The sequence below is a fragment of the Pseudomonas fluorescens genome, assembly GCF_012974785.1.
Lineage (GTDB): Bacteria > Pseudomonadota > Gammaproteobacteria > Pseudomonadales > Pseudomonadaceae > Aquipseudomonas > Aquipseudomonas fluorescens_BT.
On record NZ_CP027561.1, the window covers coordinates 555,576 to 570,296 of the forward strand.

Annotated in this window: 14 protein-coding genes and 1 riboswitch; of the genes, 8 read left to right on the plus strand and 6 right to left on the minus strand. The window is 62.4% G+C overall.

From position 1 onward, the window contains the following. Positions 1 to 13 precede the first annotated feature (13 nt). The 4 genes from C6Y56_RS02410 to C6Y56_RS02425 all read right to left on the minus strand — a co-directional run bounded on the left by C6Y56_RS02410 (position 14) and on the right by C6Y56_RS02425 (position 3,535). Positions 14 to 982: a metal ABC transporter ATPase gene (locus C6Y56_RS02410; protein WP_169428572.1), complete on the minus strand. Its 969-nt coding sequence runs from the start codon at positions 980 to 982 to the stop codon at positions 14 to 16. A gap of 31 nt (positions 983 to 1,013) precedes the next feature. After that, on the minus strand, positions 1,014 to 1,826 hold the full coding sequence (locus tag C6Y56_RS02415; RefSeq protein WP_169428573.1) for an aldo/keto reductase: 813 nt from the start codon (positions 1,824 to 1,826) through the stop codon (positions 1,014 to 1,016). Then, positions 1,823 to 2,998, minus strand: coding sequence for an NAD(P)/FAD-dependent oxidoreductase (locus tag C6Y56_RS02420; protein ID WP_169428574.1), 1,176 nt, complete (start codon positions 2,996 to 2,998; stop codon positions 1,823 to 1,825). The genes C6Y56_RS02415 and C6Y56_RS02420 overlap by 4 nt, the downstream gene beginning before the upstream one ends. 204 nt (positions 2,999 to 3,202) lie before the next feature. Then, entirely contained in the window at positions 3,203 to 3,535 is a 333-nt protein-coding gene (locus tag C6Y56_RS02425; protein ID WP_085732637.1) for a DMT family transporter, read from the minus strand. 103 nt (positions 3,536 to 3,638) lie between these two features. Between C6Y56_RS02425 and C6Y56_RS02430 the strand changes: the two genes are divergently transcribed. Together C6Y56_RS02430 and waaA are read left to right on the plus strand one after the other, a co-directional pair. Continuing rightward, positions 3,639 to 4,541 (plus strand): LysR family transcriptional regulator, encoded by a 903-nt coding sequence (locus C6Y56_RS02430; protein WP_169428575.1) that lies wholly within the window; start codon positions 3,639 to 3,641, stop codon positions 4,539 to 4,541. An 11-nt stretch (positions 4,542 to 4,552) separates the two neighbouring features. Beyond that, positions 4,553 to 5,833 (plus strand): lipid IV(A) 3-deoxy-D-manno-octulosonic acid transferase, encoded by a 1,281-nt coding sequence (gene waaA, locus C6Y56_RS02435; protein ID WP_169428576.1) that lies wholly within the window; start codon positions 4,553 to 4,555, stop codon positions 5,831 to 5,833. A gap of 31 nt (positions 5,834 to 5,864) precedes the next feature. On the opposite strand, the gene C6Y56_RS02440 is transcribed toward waaA, so the two are convergent. Next, positions 5,865 to 7,298 carry a TolC family outer membrane protein gene (locus tag C6Y56_RS02440; protein ID WP_169428577.1) on the minus strand — a complete coding sequence of 478 codons (1,434 nt, stop codon included), beginning with the start codon at positions 7,296 to 7,298 and terminating at the stop codon, positions 5,865 to 5,867. Between the two features lie 206 nt (positions 7,299 to 7,504). Then, positions 7,505 to 7,610: riboswitch (TPP riboswitch) on the plus strand. 147 nt (positions 7,611 to 7,757) lie between these two features. Here C6Y56_RS02440 and thiC point away from each other — a divergent pair. Next, the gene (gene thiC, locus C6Y56_RS02445) at positions 7,758 to 9,647 is read left to right on the plus strand and encodes a phosphomethylpyrimidine synthase ThiC (protein ID WP_085711132.1); all 1,890 of its coding nucleotides are present in this window, start codon (positions 7,758 to 7,760) and stop codon (positions 9,645 to 9,647) included. A 114-nt stretch (positions 9,648 to 9,761) separates the two neighbouring features. Beyond that, the gene (gene cytX / locus C6Y56_RS02450; protein ID WP_169428578.1) at positions 9,762 to 11,054 is read left to right on the plus strand and encodes a putative hydroxymethylpyrimidine transporter CytX; all 1,293 of its coding nucleotides are present in this window, start codon (positions 9,762 to 9,764) and stop codon (positions 11,052 to 11,054) included. Here cytX and C6Y56_RS02455 read toward each other — a convergent pair. Continuing rightward, a complete protein-coding gene (locus C6Y56_RS02455; protein WP_169428579.1) occupies positions 11,023 to 11,769 on the minus strand; it encodes an RsiV family protein in 747 nt (248 codons plus the stop codon). The genes cytX and C6Y56_RS02455 overlap by 32 nt on opposite strands. A 229-nt stretch (positions 11,770 to 11,998) precedes the next feature. Here C6Y56_RS02455 and C6Y56_RS02460 point away from each other — a divergent pair, with 229 nt between their 5' ends. The 4 genes from C6Y56_RS02460 (at position 11,999) to C6Y56_RS02475 (ending at position 14,697) form a co-directional block, all read left to right on the plus strand. Further along, the gene (locus C6Y56_RS02460) at positions 11,999 to 12,616 is read left to right on the plus strand and encodes an NUDIX domain-containing protein (protein ID WP_169428580.1); all 618 of its coding nucleotides are present in this window, start codon (positions 11,999 to 12,001) and stop codon (positions 12,614 to 12,616) included. After that, on the plus strand, positions 12,607 to 13,059 hold the full coding sequence (locus C6Y56_RS02465; RefSeq protein ID WP_169428581.1) for a DUF1249 domain-containing protein: 453 nt from the start codon (positions 12,607 to 12,609) through the stop codon (positions 13,057 to 13,059). The genes C6Y56_RS02460 and C6Y56_RS02465 overlap by 10 nt, the downstream gene beginning before the upstream one ends. Positions 13,060 to 13,176: 117 nt before the next feature. Then, a complete protein-coding gene (cpdA, locus tag C6Y56_RS02470) occupies positions 13,177 to 13,992 on the plus strand; it encodes a 3',5'-cyclic-AMP phosphodiesterase (protein WP_169428582.1) in 816 nt (271 codons plus the stop codon). 96 nt (positions 13,993 to 14,088) lie between these two features. Continuing rightward, positions 14,089 to 14,697, plus strand: a complete 609-nt coding sequence (locus tag C6Y56_RS02475) for a YqiA/YcfP family alpha/beta fold hydrolase (RefSeq protein WP_169428583.1) — start codon at positions 14,089 to 14,091, stop codon at positions 14,695 to 14,697. The last annotated feature ends 24 nt before the right edge of the window (positions 14,698 to 14,721 follow it).

Genomic DNA, 14,721 nt, shown 5'->3' on the forward strand with positions numbered 1-14,721 from the left:
GGTCTTTTGCCGTTCAGGAGTTCACTTTCTTGCGCGGCACGATCTTCTTCAGCAGTTGCTTCGCCTTGCCGCGCAACCGCGCCAGCCCCGTGTCCTTGGACGGCGGCGTCAAACCCTGCTGACGCAGCCAGTCTTTCCAGCGAATCCGCTCATCGCGCACCAGCCAGCCGTCCTGTCTGGCGAAGCTTTCCGCCAGATACAGACCTCGGGTGCCGGCCGGGGACAACTGACCTTTCTTCAGCGTATACAGCTCGGGGAGCGGTCCGCCGTCCTGTAGTGGCATCAAGTACAGATCGGGGCGCTTGCGGTCGAGCCGGGCGACGAGTTGATCGCCCTCAAGTCGTTCGTCGACATGGAACAGGCTCAGGTTCTTGGCTTCCTTGGGCACGTCCAGTCGCAGGTCGTAGATCAATTGCAGAGACGCGGTCGGCAAGTGCACGTAGGCGCGTGGCCGTTCGAGCAATTGCAGATTGGCGCAACGTACCGGCCGCGCCGAACCGGACAGCGGCGTCAGGCGAAAGGGCAGGGCCTCGCGATAATGCAGCGCCGATGCGTACGGCGCCGGCAGCCAGGTGTCGTTGAAGCGCCCGCCGAGCCAGCCTTCCGGAGTTTCCAGCAGGCATTCTTCGGCGATCTCCTGGATCGCCGTGTGCAACGGGATATTCAATTCGTGCGCCGGCACGTAGCCGGAAATCAGTTTGAGGACGACGTCACCACGATCCTGCCGCCGCTGGCGCACCAGCACCCAGTAATCGCGATTCTGCCAGTGCAGGGTCAGGCGCACCGAGACGCCGAGATTGGCCAGTTCCAGCGCAAAGCGTTCGGCGTCGGCCACGCTGACCGGTTTGCGCCGCTGCAGGGTCTGGGCGAAATTCAGCGGCATGCCGACGCTCTGATACGTCAGGCCTTCGGGCGTCGCTTCGACGAACAGCGGCAGTGTCTTGAAGTTGCTCGGGTTCTTTCTGATGAGCGTGCGCGGCATGTCGGCTCCTGCTTAAGGCCGCGGGGCGGCGTCAGTGACCACGAAGGACCTGGGCAACGGTCGCAACGTTATGGGCGAGGTGCAGCGGATTGATTGTTCCGACAATGGCGCTGGTTACGCCAGGCCCGGCGAACAGCAACTCGAAGCTGGCGCGCACCGGATCCACGCCGGGGCTCAGGCACACATGACCACTGGCCAGCGCCTTCTTCACCAGAATGGCTTTGCCGTGGGCAGCAGCATAGTCAATGACCGCCTTCTCGTTTTGTTCGTTCAGATTGTAGGTGACCATCGCGCAGTCGCCTTGCTCCAGTGCTTTGAGGCCGCCGTCGACGGTCTTGCCGGAGAAACCGAAGCCGCGAATCTTGCCTTCGGCCTTGAGCGCCGCGAGGGTTGCATAGACTTCGCTGTCATTGAGAATCGCCAGGTCGTTGCCATCGGAGTGCACCAGCACCAGGTCGATAAAATCGGTTTCAAGACGTTGCAGGCTGCGCTCCACCGACATTCGCGTGTGAGCGGCGCTGAAGTCGTGGGTTGACTGGCCGTCGACAAATTCTTCGCCGACCTTGCTGACGATCACCCAATCCTGACGCTGGCCGCGCAGCAGCGGGCCGAGACGCTCTTCGCTGCGGCCATAGGCCGGCGCAGTGTCGATCAGGTTGATCCCCAGTTCCCGCGCCTGCTTGAGCAGCATGCGCGCGGCGTCGTCATCGGGGATCTGGAAGCCGTTGGGGTATTTCACGCCCTGGTCGCGACCGAGTTTGACGGTGCCCAGGCCCAACGGCGAAACCAGCAGGCCGGTGCTGCCCAGCGGGCGATGCAAATCGTGCAGGGTCGGCAGGCTCATGGCAGCAGTTGCTCCCAGGCCGGAACGCCCATCGGAGGTTTCGGCAACTCGGGCAGCGGAGCCGGGTGGCTTGGCTGGATGCCGTCGCGTTCGAGGGACGCGATCACCCGGTCGGCAAAGTCCGGCGCCAGGGCCAGTTTGGTAGGCCAGCCGACCAGCAGACGACCTTCTTCGGCGAGGAACGCATTGTCCGGGCGGGTCAGTCCGGTTTGCAGCGGTTCGGCGCGGTCGACGCGCAGGGTGGCCCATTGCACGTTGCTCAGGTCGATCCACGGCAACAACTGGCCGATTTCTTTTTGCGCGGTGGCGATCTGTTCGGCGGGCTCACGGGCCACGCCTTCGGATTCGGCAATGTCGCCGCCCATGTACCAGACCCACTGGCCGTCGGCGGCCGGATGTGTGGTCACGGTGATTCGCGGCTTGGTGCCACCGCCCAGGCAGTGCGCATAGAGCGGCTTCAGCCCCGGGCCCTTGGCGAGGATCATGTGCAGCGGCCGGCGTTGCATGGCCGGTTGCGTCAGACCGAGGGTTTCCAGCAGCGCCGCAGTACCGGCACCGGCGCTGAGGACGATGCGCTGGGCGCGGATCTCGCGACCGTCGACCTTCAGGCCGACCAATACACCGCTTTGCAGCAATGGCTCGATGTTCTGACCGGCCAGCAGACCGTCACCGGCGAGATCAGCCAGGCGCTGGATCACGCTTGGCACGTCGACCACCAGCTCGGCGAGGCGGTAGACCTTGCCCTTGAAACGCTTGTCCTGCAGCGCTGGCGGCAATTGGTCGCCCTTGACCTGATCGACCCGGCCGCGCACCGCTTTGCTGGCGAAGAAACTGGTGAGGTTGCCCGCGAGGGTGCCCGGCGACCACAGGTAATGAGCTTCGGACAGCAGGCGCACGCCGGTCAGATCCAGTTCACCGTTGCCGGCCAAGGCTTCGCGCCAGCGGCGTGGCATGTCGGCGATGGCTTCCGAGGCCCCGGTCAGCGCGCCATGCAGCGCGTACTTGGCGCCGCCGTGAATGATGCCTTGGGACTTCACGCTCTGTCCGCCGCCGAGGCTGGCGCTTTCCACCAGCACGGTCGAAAAACCCTGGCGACGCAGGCGCGCGTTCAGCCAGAGGCCGGCGACACCTGCGCCGACAATCAGCACGTCGGTGGAAATGGGAGATGGCATGCAACGACCTCAGTGTTCAAGACGAGGGCGCAGTATACAGACTCGGGGAAAAGGGGATTTGTCGATGATCAACAGAGGGGAAGGTGTCGGGCAATGTGGGAGCGGGCTTGCTCGCGAAATCGGTCTATCAGTCAACAACAATGTTGCCTGAGACACCGTCTTCGCGAGCAAGCCCGCTCCCACAGGGGGTTATGCATTAATCAGTTAATGGCCTGCGGTTTTCGAGAACAGCTGAATCACCACCACTCCGAGCACGATCAGCGCCATGCCAAGCATCGCCGGCACGTCCAGCTTCTGCCCATAGATGAACAGCGCCGCCACGCTGACCATCACGATGCCCATGCCGGCCCATACCGCGTAGGCCACGCCCACCGGCACGCTGCGCACCACCAGGGTCAGCATCCAGAACGCGATGGCGTAGCCGACGATGACCAGCACCAAGGGCAGAGGCGTGCTGATGCCTTTGACGGCTTTCATCGAAACGGTGGCGATCACTTCGGCGCAAATGGCAATGGCCAGATAGACGTAAGCGTTCATGTTCAAAATCCTCGTGTGAAGCGTTGCTTTCTGAGGCGCGATTCTAGTGGCTTCCCAGATGGGGTAAAGTCATTACCTATCTGTTTTGAAGATGGGTTTGTCGATGGACATGCAGTGGAATCTGGATCAGTTGCGCGCGTTCGTGGCGGTCGCCGAACAACGTTCGTTCTCTGCCGTGGCACGTCAGCAGCGCAAGGCTCAGTCAGCGATTAGCAGCGCGATCGCGATGCTGGAGGACGACCTCGGTGTCAGTCTGTTCGAGCGTAGCAGCGGTCGTCAGCCGCTTCTCACCGAGGCCGGGGAGGCGCTGCTGGAAGAGGCGCGGGAAGTGTTGCGTCAATGCGAACGCCTGAACGGCCGGGCCATGGCGATGATGCGCGGGCAGGAAGCGCAGTTGCGGGTGGCCCAGGACGAGGCGATGCCCTATCAGGCGCTGGTGGAAAGCTTCGCCGCCCTGGCCGAGCAGTTTCCCAGTCTGGAAGTCCAGCTGACCAGCGCCGCCCAGGGCGAGGTCTCGCGCAAACTGGTGGAGCGTCGGGCCGATCTCGGGTTGCTGTTCTATCACGATGAAATCCCCGAAGCGCTGGAGCGCCGGGTGTTGGGCAGCGTGGAAATGGTCACGGTCTGCGGTGTCAACCATCCCCTGGCATCCCAGGCTTACGTCACCTGTCAGCAACTGGCGCAGCATCGGCAGTTGTTGATGTCGACCCAGACCAGCCTCTATCCCGGCAACGAACCGGCCAGTCCGCAGGTCTGGCGCGCTGACAGTTTCTACGTGATGGCCGAATGGCTGGTGCGCGACCTCGGCTGGGCCTGGCTGCCGCGTCACGTGGTGCAGTACTCGGCCTATCAGGGCCTGATGGTGGAGCTCGACAGCGAATGGACGCCGCCGGCGCTGGTGGTGGAACTGGTCTGGCGTCGTGACGAACCGCTGGGTCCGGCGGCGCGTTGGCTTGCGGAGCGATTTGCCATACACCTGCGGGCGATCGGCGGCAAAAGCCGATAAACTCCGCCGCCATGAATAGAACTCTCTACACCGCGCTGTTTTACCTGGGGCTGCCATTGGTGGCGATTCGGCTATGGCTGCGTTCGCGCAAGGCGCCGGCGTATGCCAAGCGGATTGGCGAACGTTTCTCCTATGGCATGCCGATCCTGCAACCGGGCGGCATCTGGGTTCACGCCGTCTCGGTGGGGGAAAGCATCGCCGCCGCGCCGATGATCCGCGCACTGCTGCAACGTTATCCACAGCTGCCGATCACCGTGACCTGCATGACGCCGACGGGTTCGGAGCGGATTCAAGCGCTGTTCGCCAACGAGCCGCGTATCCAGCATTGCTACCTGCCTTACGATTTGCCCTGCGCGGCGGCGCGTTTTCTGGATCGCGTGCAGCCGAAACTGGCGGTGATCATGGAAACCGAACTGTGGCCCAACCACATTCACCAATGCGCCAAACGCGGGATTCCGGTGGCGCTGGCCAACGGACGCCTGTCCGAGCGCTCCGCCAAGGGCTATGGCCGGTTCAACAAACTGACCGCACCGATGCTGGCGGAGATGAGCCTGTTCGCCGTGCAGACCGAGGTTGAAGCCCAGCGTTTCCGTGATTTGGGCGCACGCCCTGAGACAGTCGAAGTCACCGGTTCGATCAAGTTTGACCTGACCATCGACCCGCAATTGTTGCAACGCGCCGCTGAACTGCGTGGCCAATGGCAGGCGCAGGAGCGTCCGGTGTGGATCGCCGCCAGCACCCATGAAGGCGAAGACGAGGTGGTGCTGGATGCTCATCGCCGTTTGCTGGCCAGTCACCCCGATGCGCTGCTGATTCTGGTGCCGCGCCATCCGGAACGTTTCAATTCCGTGTTCGAACTGTGCCAACGCGAAGGTTTCGCCACGGTACGCCGTTCGACCGGCGTCAACGTCGATTCCGCAACGTCGGTGCTGCTCGGCGACACCATGGGCGAGTTGCTGTTTCTTTACGCCCTGGCCGACAGCGCGTTCGTCGGCGGCAGTCTGGTGGCCAACGGCGGCCACAATCTGCTGGAGCCGGCGGCCCTGGCGAAACCGGTGATCAGCGGCCCGCACCTGTTCAACTTCCTCGACATCGCCGCGCAACTGCGCAGCGCCGGAGCGTTGGTCGAGGTCGATGACGCCGAAGGTCTGGCGACCGAAGTGCAGCGGCTGTTCGAATTGCCGCGCGATGCACAGCGCATGGCGGAAGCCGGGCTGAGCGTGATGCGCCGCAATCAGGGCGCGTTGCAGCGCTTGCTTGATGGCCTGGGAAGGTTGATCGAACGCGCATGAAAAAACGCAGCCTCAGGGCTGCGTTTTTTGTTTAAGGCCGGGCCTTGAGCTGTGCTTCGGCGGCCTTGGCCAGATCCGGCGGGAGGAAATCCTTGTCCGGGTTGTAGTCGGCTTTCAGATAACGCGTCAGATCCTGCAAGTCCCCCGGGTTCAACGTCCCCGCCGCCTGTTTCAGGCGCAGGTTGTCGAGGATGTAGTCGTAGCGGGTGTTGTTGTAGTTGCGCACCGAGGTGTAGAGCTGACGCTGGGCGTCGAGCACGTCGACGATGTTGCGCGTCCCCACCTGATAACCGATTTCCGTGGCTTCCACCGCGCTCTGGTTGGAGATGATCGACTGGCGGCGCGCCTGCACCTGCTCGACGTCGGTGTTCACCGCGCGGTGCAGGTTGCGGGTGTTCTCCACCACCTGCCGACGCAGGCCTTCACGCTGCTGTTCGGTCTGGTCCAGTTGCGCGTAAGACTGGCGCACTTGGGAGCTGGTCAGCCCGCCGCTGTAGATCGGGATGTTCAGTTGCAGGCCCACGGTGCTCTGCTCGACGTTGCCACTGTACGGCGTACCGAAGGCATTCGGGTTGGCGAACCCGAGGGCGTCGTTGTCGCCTTTTTCGTATTTGGCTACGGCGTCGAGGGTCGGCAGGTGGCCGGCCTTGCGTTGTTTGAGGGTCTGTTCGGCGGAGCTGACGGCATAGTTGCTGGCCAGCAGATTGAGGTTCTGTTTCGCGGCGGTGTCGACCCAGGCCTTGGCGTCGTTCGGCGCCGGCGGCAGGATCGGCAACGTGTGGACGATGCCCTGGATCGAGTTGTACTGGCGGTTGGTCAGGGTGATCAGGGCTTCGAACGCATCATCGACCTGCCGCTGAGCGACGATCCGGTTGGCCCGGGCGGTGTCGTAACTGGCTTGCGATTGCAGCACGTCGGTCTTGTCCGACAGGCCCACGTCGAAGCGCTCGTTGGACTGGTCGAGCTGGCGCTTGAACGCCGCTTCTTCAGCCTTGGTCGAGGCCAGGTTGTCCTGACTGCGCAGCACGTTGAAGTAGCTTTCGGCGGTTTGCAGGATCAGGTTCTGCTCGGTGGCCGAGAGTTGCAGCGCGGCCTGCTCGTTGACGTCCTTGGCGGCCTGGTACTGGAACCAGCGATCGGCGCGGAACAGTGGCTGGGCCAGGGTCGCCTGATAGGAGTGCGCGCTGCGGTTGGCGATGGCCGAGGGTTGGTCGATCGAAGTGCGCACGTTGGCGACTTCAGCGCCACCGGACAGGTTCGGCAGCAACCCGGCGCGGGCCTGCGGCACCACTTCTTTCTGTGCGCCGTACTGGGCGCGGGCGGCGGCCAGATCGGCGTTGTTGTCGACCGCTTCCTGATAGACGCTGACCAGATCGGTCTTGGTCGACAAGGGCGCTTCTGCTGCCCAGACCATTGCGTTGGACGCACAAGACACGGCAACAGCCAGTGAGAGTTTGCGCAGCATGAGGCGATCCCTAGCATGAATATTATGGAAATAATCCGGGCGCCAAAGGTAAGGCGCGGGCCGCATAGCGTCAAGGCGCAGCAGGGCAAGGCGAGTGTAGTTGCGCATTGAGGCCCTCACAATCCTGTCGGCCGCCGCAATTGCGCCATTCATCATGGTGTTTGCCACGGTGTTGGCGTTCTTTGCCGGTTGTGTCTAGACTGGCCAGGTTCTTGTCGGGGTGCCTTGCTATGAGGCTGAGATCGAATAATTTCGGATCCCGTTGAACCTGATCAGGTTAGCGCCTGCGTAGGGAACAAGATTTCTCGTCACCCGGCGAGTCCTCTTGTGCTTCGTCCGGGAAATTGTTCGACAATCGAACGCTCGACGACGATGCACAGCACCCGTTCTGGGTGCGTCCGTGCCTTTCAGGTTCTGCTCCGACAATTCACTGCCTGGATGCTGTCTGGAGAGCCCGTGATGACTACAAAATCCAAAAACGCGATCAACCTGAGTGACTCGGCCAAGGTCGACGAGCAGTCGGTTCAACCGTTCACCCGTTCGCAAAAAGTCTACGTTCAGGGCTCCCGCCCGGACATCCGCGTGCCGATGCGCGAAATCACCCTCGATGTGACCCCGACCGACTTTGGCGGCGAAATCAATGCGCCGGTCACCGTCTACGACACCTCGGGCCCGTACACCGATCCGAACGTGGTGATCGACGTGCGCAAAGGTCTGGGCGACGTGCGTTCGGCGTGGATCGACGACCGTGGCGACACCGAGCGCCTGCCAGGCCTGAGCTCGAATTTCGGTCAGGAGCGCCTGGCCGATCCGGAGCTGACCAAGCTGCGCTTTGCCCACGTCAACAACCCGCGCCGTGCCAAGGCCGGGGCCAACGTCAGCCAGATGCACTACGCCCGTAAAGGCATCATCACCGCCGAGATGGAATACGTCGCCATCCGCGAAAACATGAAGCTGCAGGAGGCCCGGGCTGCCGGCCTGCTGAACCAGCAGCATGCCGGCCACAGTTTCGGCGCGAGCATTCCGAAAGAAATTACCCCGGAATTCGTCCGCGAAGAAATCGCCCGTGGTCGCGCGATCATCCCGGCCAACATCAACCACGTCGAACTGGAACCGATGATCATCGGCCGTAACTTCCTGGTGAAGATCAACGGCAACATCGGCAACAGCGCACTGGGTTCGTCCATCGAAGAAGAAGTGGCGAAACTGACCTGGGGCATTCGCTGGGGTTCGGACACGGTGATGGACTTGTCCACCGGCAAGCACATCCACGAAACCCGCGAGTGGATCATCCGCAACTCGCCGGTACCGATCGGCACCGTGCCGATCTATCAGGCACTGGAAAAAGTTAACGGTGTTGCCGAAGATCTGACCTGGGAGCTGTTTCGCGACACGCTGATCGAGCAGGCGGAGCAGGGCGTCGACTACTTCACCATCCACGCCGGCGTGTTGCTGCGCTACGTGCCGCTGACCGCCAAGCGCGTGACCGGCATCGTTTCCCGTGGCGGTTCGATCATGGCCAAGTGGTGCCTGGCGCATCACAAAGAGAACTTCCTCTACACCCACTTCGACGAAATCTGCGAAATCATGAAGGCCTACGACGTCAGCTTCTCGCTGGGCGACGGCCTGCGTCCGGGCTCGATTGCCGATGCCAACGACGAAGCGCAATTCGGCGAACTGGAAACCCTCGGCGAGCTGACCAAGATCGCCTGGAAGCACGACGTGCAGTGCATGATCGAAGGCCCGGGCCACGTGCCGATGCAGTTGATCAAAGAGAACATGGACAAGCAGCTGGAGTGCTGCGACGAGGCGCCGTTCTACACCCTCGGTCCGCTGACCACCGACATCGCGCCGGGCTACGACCACATCACCTCCGGTATCGGTGCGGCGATGATCGGCTGGTTCGGTTGCGCGATGCTCTGCTACGTGACGCCGAAGGAACACCTGGGCCTGCCGAACAAGGATGATGTGAAGACCGGGATCATCACCTACAAGATCGCGGCGCACGCCGCGGATCTGGCCAAGGGGCATCCGGGCGCGCAAATCCGCGACAACGCCTTGAGCAAGGCACGGTTCGAATTCCGTTGGGAGGATCAGTTCAACCTCGGTCTGGACCCGGACACCGCCCGTTCGTATCACGATGAAACCCTGCCGAAGGACTCGGCGAAGGTCGCGCATTTCTGTTCGATGTGCGGGCCGAAATTCTGCTCGATGAAGATCACTCAGGAAGTCCGTGAATACGCGGCCAACCAGCGGATCGACGCGGTCGACGTGGACGTCGCCCAAGGCCTGGCCGAACAGGCCGAGCGGTTCAAGAAGGAAGGCAGTCAGCTGTACAAGAAGGTTTGATCTGACCTGAAAGGGTGGGGCCTGTGCAGGCCCCATCGCCACAAGTCCCCTGTGGGAGCCAGCCTGCTGGCGATTGATCGACACAACAACAAATGTCCCTCTGAGATAACACCCTTGAGCATTCAACCCGGTACTTATTCCCCCGACCTCGCCGTGCCCGCCGACAAGCGTGTATTCGGCGGTCGCGATCTGTTTTCCCTGTGGTTTTCCCTCGGTATCGGTCTGATGGTCTTGCAGACCGGCGCGCTGCTGGCACCGGGGCTGGGCCTGTCGGGATCGCTGCTGGCGATTTTCCTCGGCACCCTGGTCGGCGTCCTGCTGCTGGCCGCCGTTGGCGTGATCGGCAGCGACACCGGTCTGTCGTCGATGGCTGCACTGAAACTCAGCCTGGGCCGACAAGGTGCGAGCCTGCCGGCGCTGCTCAACCTGCTGCAACTGATCGGTTGGGGTTCGTTCGAAATCATCGTCATGCGCGATGCGGCCAGCCTGCTCGGCAGCCGTGCGTTCAGCGAAGGTTCGCTGTGGGCCAGTCCGATGTTGTGGACGTTGTGCTTTGGTGCACTGGCGACCTTGCTCGCCGTCAGCGGGCCTCTGACATTTGTGCGCAAGATCCTGCGCAAATGGGGTATCTGGCTGATTCTGGCCGCCTGCATCTGGCTGACCTGGAACCTGTTCGCCAAGGCTGATCTGGGCGCCTTGTGGGCACAGGCCGGGGATGGTTCGATGCCGTTCGCCGTGGGTTTTGACATCGCCATTGCGATGCCGCTGTCGTGGCTGCCGCTGATCGCCGACTACTCGCGTTTCGGCAAGAAGGCGAAGAACGTATTCGGTGGCACCGCCATCGGTTTCTTCATCGGCAACTTCTGGCTGATGAGCCTGGGCGTCGCCTACACCCTGGCCTTCGCGCCGAGTGGTGAAGTCAATGCGCTGCTGCTGGCGCTGGCCGGTGCCGGCCTGGGGATTCCGCTGTTGCTGATTCTGCTGGACGAGTCGGAAAACGCTTTTGCCGACATTCACTCGGCTGCGGTCTCCAGCGGGATTCTGCTACGTCTGAAGGTCGAGCATCTGGCGCTGGCCATCGGCGTGATTTGCACCTTGATCGCGCTGCTTGCGCCCCTGGCGCAATACCAGAATTTCCTGCTGCTGATCGGCTCGGTATTTGCGCCGCTGTTCGGCGTGGTGCTGGTGGATCACTTCATCCTGCGCAAACGCAGTGGCCAGGTGGCTTCGGCCGCGTTGCGCTGGCCGGCGCTGCTGGCCTGGCTGGGTGGCATCAGCACCTACCATCTGCTGGCCAATCTGTATCCGGATGTCGGCGCAACCCTGCCGGCGCTGGTCCTGGCAGGGTTGCTGCAACTCGTGCTGGGCCGGGCCTTCAGTTACGGCCGGGAAACAGCTCGGGCTTGATGATGCCGTTCAGGCGCGGGTAAGGGATCTTCAGTTCGACGTGGCCCAGTGCATAAGGCGCGAGGGTGCTCACGTCGTACTTGAGGATCACGCCGCCGTAGGTCAGCGCCACATGCGGGGTTTTGACGAACGGCCAGTTCTTCACGAACTCCGCTTCCTGATCGAGCTTGGTGCTGATCAGCCAGCTGTTGTGCGCCACTTGCGCCGCTTTCCAGAACGCTTCTTCCTGACCTGGCACCAGCATGTCCGACAGGCTCAGCACCTTGTGCTGCTGGCGCGAATAGTTGATGAAACCGCGGCCCGGCGTGCCATGGGCGCCGCCGGTGTCCAGGTAGCTCGACACTTCGACAATCACCAGACCGTCATGCTGCTCGCGTACTTTGGCCTGCAAATAGCTGCTGTTGCGCGGCCCGGCAGTGCGCAGGAATTGCTCGCGATAAGCCGCCAGGGTCGGCGCCACCGGTGCGTCGGGTTCGGTGCGGGTGAATTGCAGCAGGCGTTTTTCGATGATGCCGTCCAGCGCAGGCTCCGCCGGGAAGTGCAGGGTGTCAATGTTCACCAGCGGGCAGTCAGGGTTGGAACAACCGGGTTTCAGGGTTTCCGAGGCGTCGCGGGTGGCTTCCAGCGGCGTGCGGTAGTTGGGCTGGAACAGGCTGGCGCAGGCGCCCAGGGTCAGGGCGATGGCGGCCACGGAGGCAATTTTGAAAAGCGACATGGGCGTCCTTTCTGAAGCAGGGGGAAGGCAAAAAGTTACCGCTTCGACTCTCAACGAAGCGGTCAGTTCGCCACTAAGCTAATTAGAGTTGGTTTCGCTTCCACCGTCCATCCCGCTGACAGCAAAGGGGCTGCATCAAACGTCACGGGCGCGTTAGGATGGCGCGAAGTCGAGGTCGCCATTAACAAGACGAACCTCGTATTGGAATCTGCAGTAGACGAGGATGCCCATGACCGATTTTGCCAACGCCATTCCAACCGCCGTCGATATCGTGCAGCGGGTGCAATGCTACGAGGGTTTCTACAAGCTCGATCGCGTGCATTTGCGTCATGAACTGTTCGCTGGTGGTATGAGCCGCGAAATCAATCGTGAAGTGTTCGTGCGCCACGATGCGGTATGCCTGCTGCCCTACGACGCGCAACGCGATGAGGTGGTACTGATCGAACAGTTCCGCGTCGGTGCCATGGGCAAGACCGCCAACCCCTGGCTGGTGGAGCTGGTCGCCGGTCTGATCGACAAGGAAGAAGTGCCGGAAGAAGTTGCTCACCGCGAAGCGCAGGAGGAAGCTGGACTCGACATCAAGGCGTTGTGGCCGATGATGCAATATTTCCCGTCGCCGGGGGGCAGCAACGAATTCGTGCATTTGTTTCTGGGGCGTTGCAGCACCGAAGGCGTCGGCGGCCTGCATGGGCTGGAGGAAGAGGCTGAAGATATCCGCGTTACGGTCTGGGCATTCGAGGATGCCCTGCAGGCCGTACGCGACGGTCGGATTGCCAATGCGGCGAGCATCATCGCCTTGCAGTGGCTGGCGCTCAATCGCGCCGAAGTGAGGGGGTTATGGTCGTAAACAAACTGCGCGATCGCTATCGTGTCGACCTCGCGGGCCTGCAAGCCGCCTGCGAGGCCAACTACGCGCGCCTGATGCGACTGTTGCCGGACATGCGCCGCGACCCCGAAGCGCGGCGCATCGCCGTGACCCAGGGCGACCAGATGCTCGGCGTGCTGGCCATCGAAGTGTTGCAGACCTGCCCGTACACCACGACCCTGCAAGTACGCCAGGAACACAGCCTGCCGTGGCTGCCGGTGCCGCAACTGGAAGTGCAGGTCTACCACGACGCGCGCATGGCCGAAGTGATCAGCGCCGAACATGCGCGACGCTTTCGCGGCATCTATCCTTACCCCAACGCGGCCATGCATCAGCCGGACGAAAAGGCCCAGCTCAATCTGTTTCTCGGAGAGTGGCTGAGTCATTGCCTGGCCTGCGGTCACGAGTACGCCGCTGTTCGATAGCGTCTATAACAGCGGCAAGTTGTGAACTGCGTCCGGTTCGGCGGTTTCATCCCGGGGCCTTCCCCCAGCATAATTGCGAACCTTTCCGACCCGGCGATCCAGCCCTGGGAGAACGCCTTGCCGAGCGTATCGACTCTGACCACCGCCGATGCGGCGTTGCTGGTGCAACTGTCCGACAGTCATTTGTTCGCCGAGGCGGACGGTGCGCTGCTGGGCATGAAAACTTGCGAGAGCCTGCAAAAGGTCATCGAGCTGGTGCTCGAGCAGCAGCCGCAAATCGACCTGATGATCGCCACGGGCGACCTGTCACAGGACGGCACGCTGGCGTCCTACCAGCAGTTTCGTCAGATGACCGCGCAGATCGACGCGCCCGCTCGCTGGATCCCCGGCAACCACGACGAACCGCAGATCATGCAAATGGCCGCTGTGCAGAGTGCGCTGCTGGAGCCGGTGGTGGACATCGGCAACTGGCGCGTGACCCTGCTCGATTCGGCGGTGCCGGGCTCGGTGCCGGGGTATTTGCAGGATGAACAGCTGCAATTGCTCGCCCGCGCCCTGAGCGAAGCGCCGGAGCGGCATCATCTTGTGTGCTTGCATCATCATCCCGTATCGATCGATTGTGCCTGGATGGAGCCGATCGGCTTGCGCAATCCCGAAGCTTTTTTCGACGTGCTCGACCGTTTCCCACAGGTCCGAGCCGTGTTGTGGGGACATGTGCATCAAGAGATCGATCGAGAGCGCAACGGTGTACGGCTGATTGCCTCGCCGTCGACCTGTATTCAGTTCGAGCCGCGCAGTGCCGACTTCAAGGTCGGCGAGCAGGCGCCGGGGTATCGCTGGTTGCGTCTTCTGCCGGATGGGCGGATCGAGACGGGTGTGGCGCGTGTCACGGGGTTCGATTTTCAGGTGGATTACGGCTCGAACGGCTATTGATTCAGGGGCGCAGCGCTGATTTCCTCGGGTGCTGGCCCAACACCCCCCGACTCCCTGTAAACTCCGCTTTCTTTAGCCGACACCCAGGGAGCTCAAATGTCCGGTTCGATCCTCTATATCCACGGCTTCAACAGTGCGCCGGCCTCGAAGAAGGCCTGTCAGCTGGTCGAGGTGATGGAACGACTGGGTTTGAGCGATCAACTGCGTGTCCCGGCGCTGCATCACCACCCCCGTGAAGCCATCGGTCAGCTGGAGCAGGCAATCGCCGAGCTGGGCCGGCCGTTGCTGGTGGGAAGCTCGCTCGGCGGCTACTATGCGACTCACCTGGCCGAGCGCCACGGCCTGAAAGCCCTGCTGGTCAACCCGGCCGTCAGTCCGCACCGGATGTTCGACGGATACCTGGGGACGCAGAAAAACCTGTACACCGACGAAACCTGGGAGTTGACCCACGACCACGTGACGGCCCTGGCCGAACTGGAAGTGCCGGCACCGCAGGATCCGCAGCGGTATCAGGTGTGGTTGCAGACCGGGGACGAAACGCTGGACTATCGCTACGCCCAGCAGTATTACCGGGCCTGTGCCTTGCGCATTCAGGCTGGCGGCGACCACAGTTTCCAGGGGTTTGCCGGGCAGTTGCCGGCGTTGCTGAGTTTTGCCGGCATTGGCGCCGATTTGTTTCAGGCAATCGATTTCACCGCGCTGTGAGCGGTTGCCCCATTAATTCCTTAT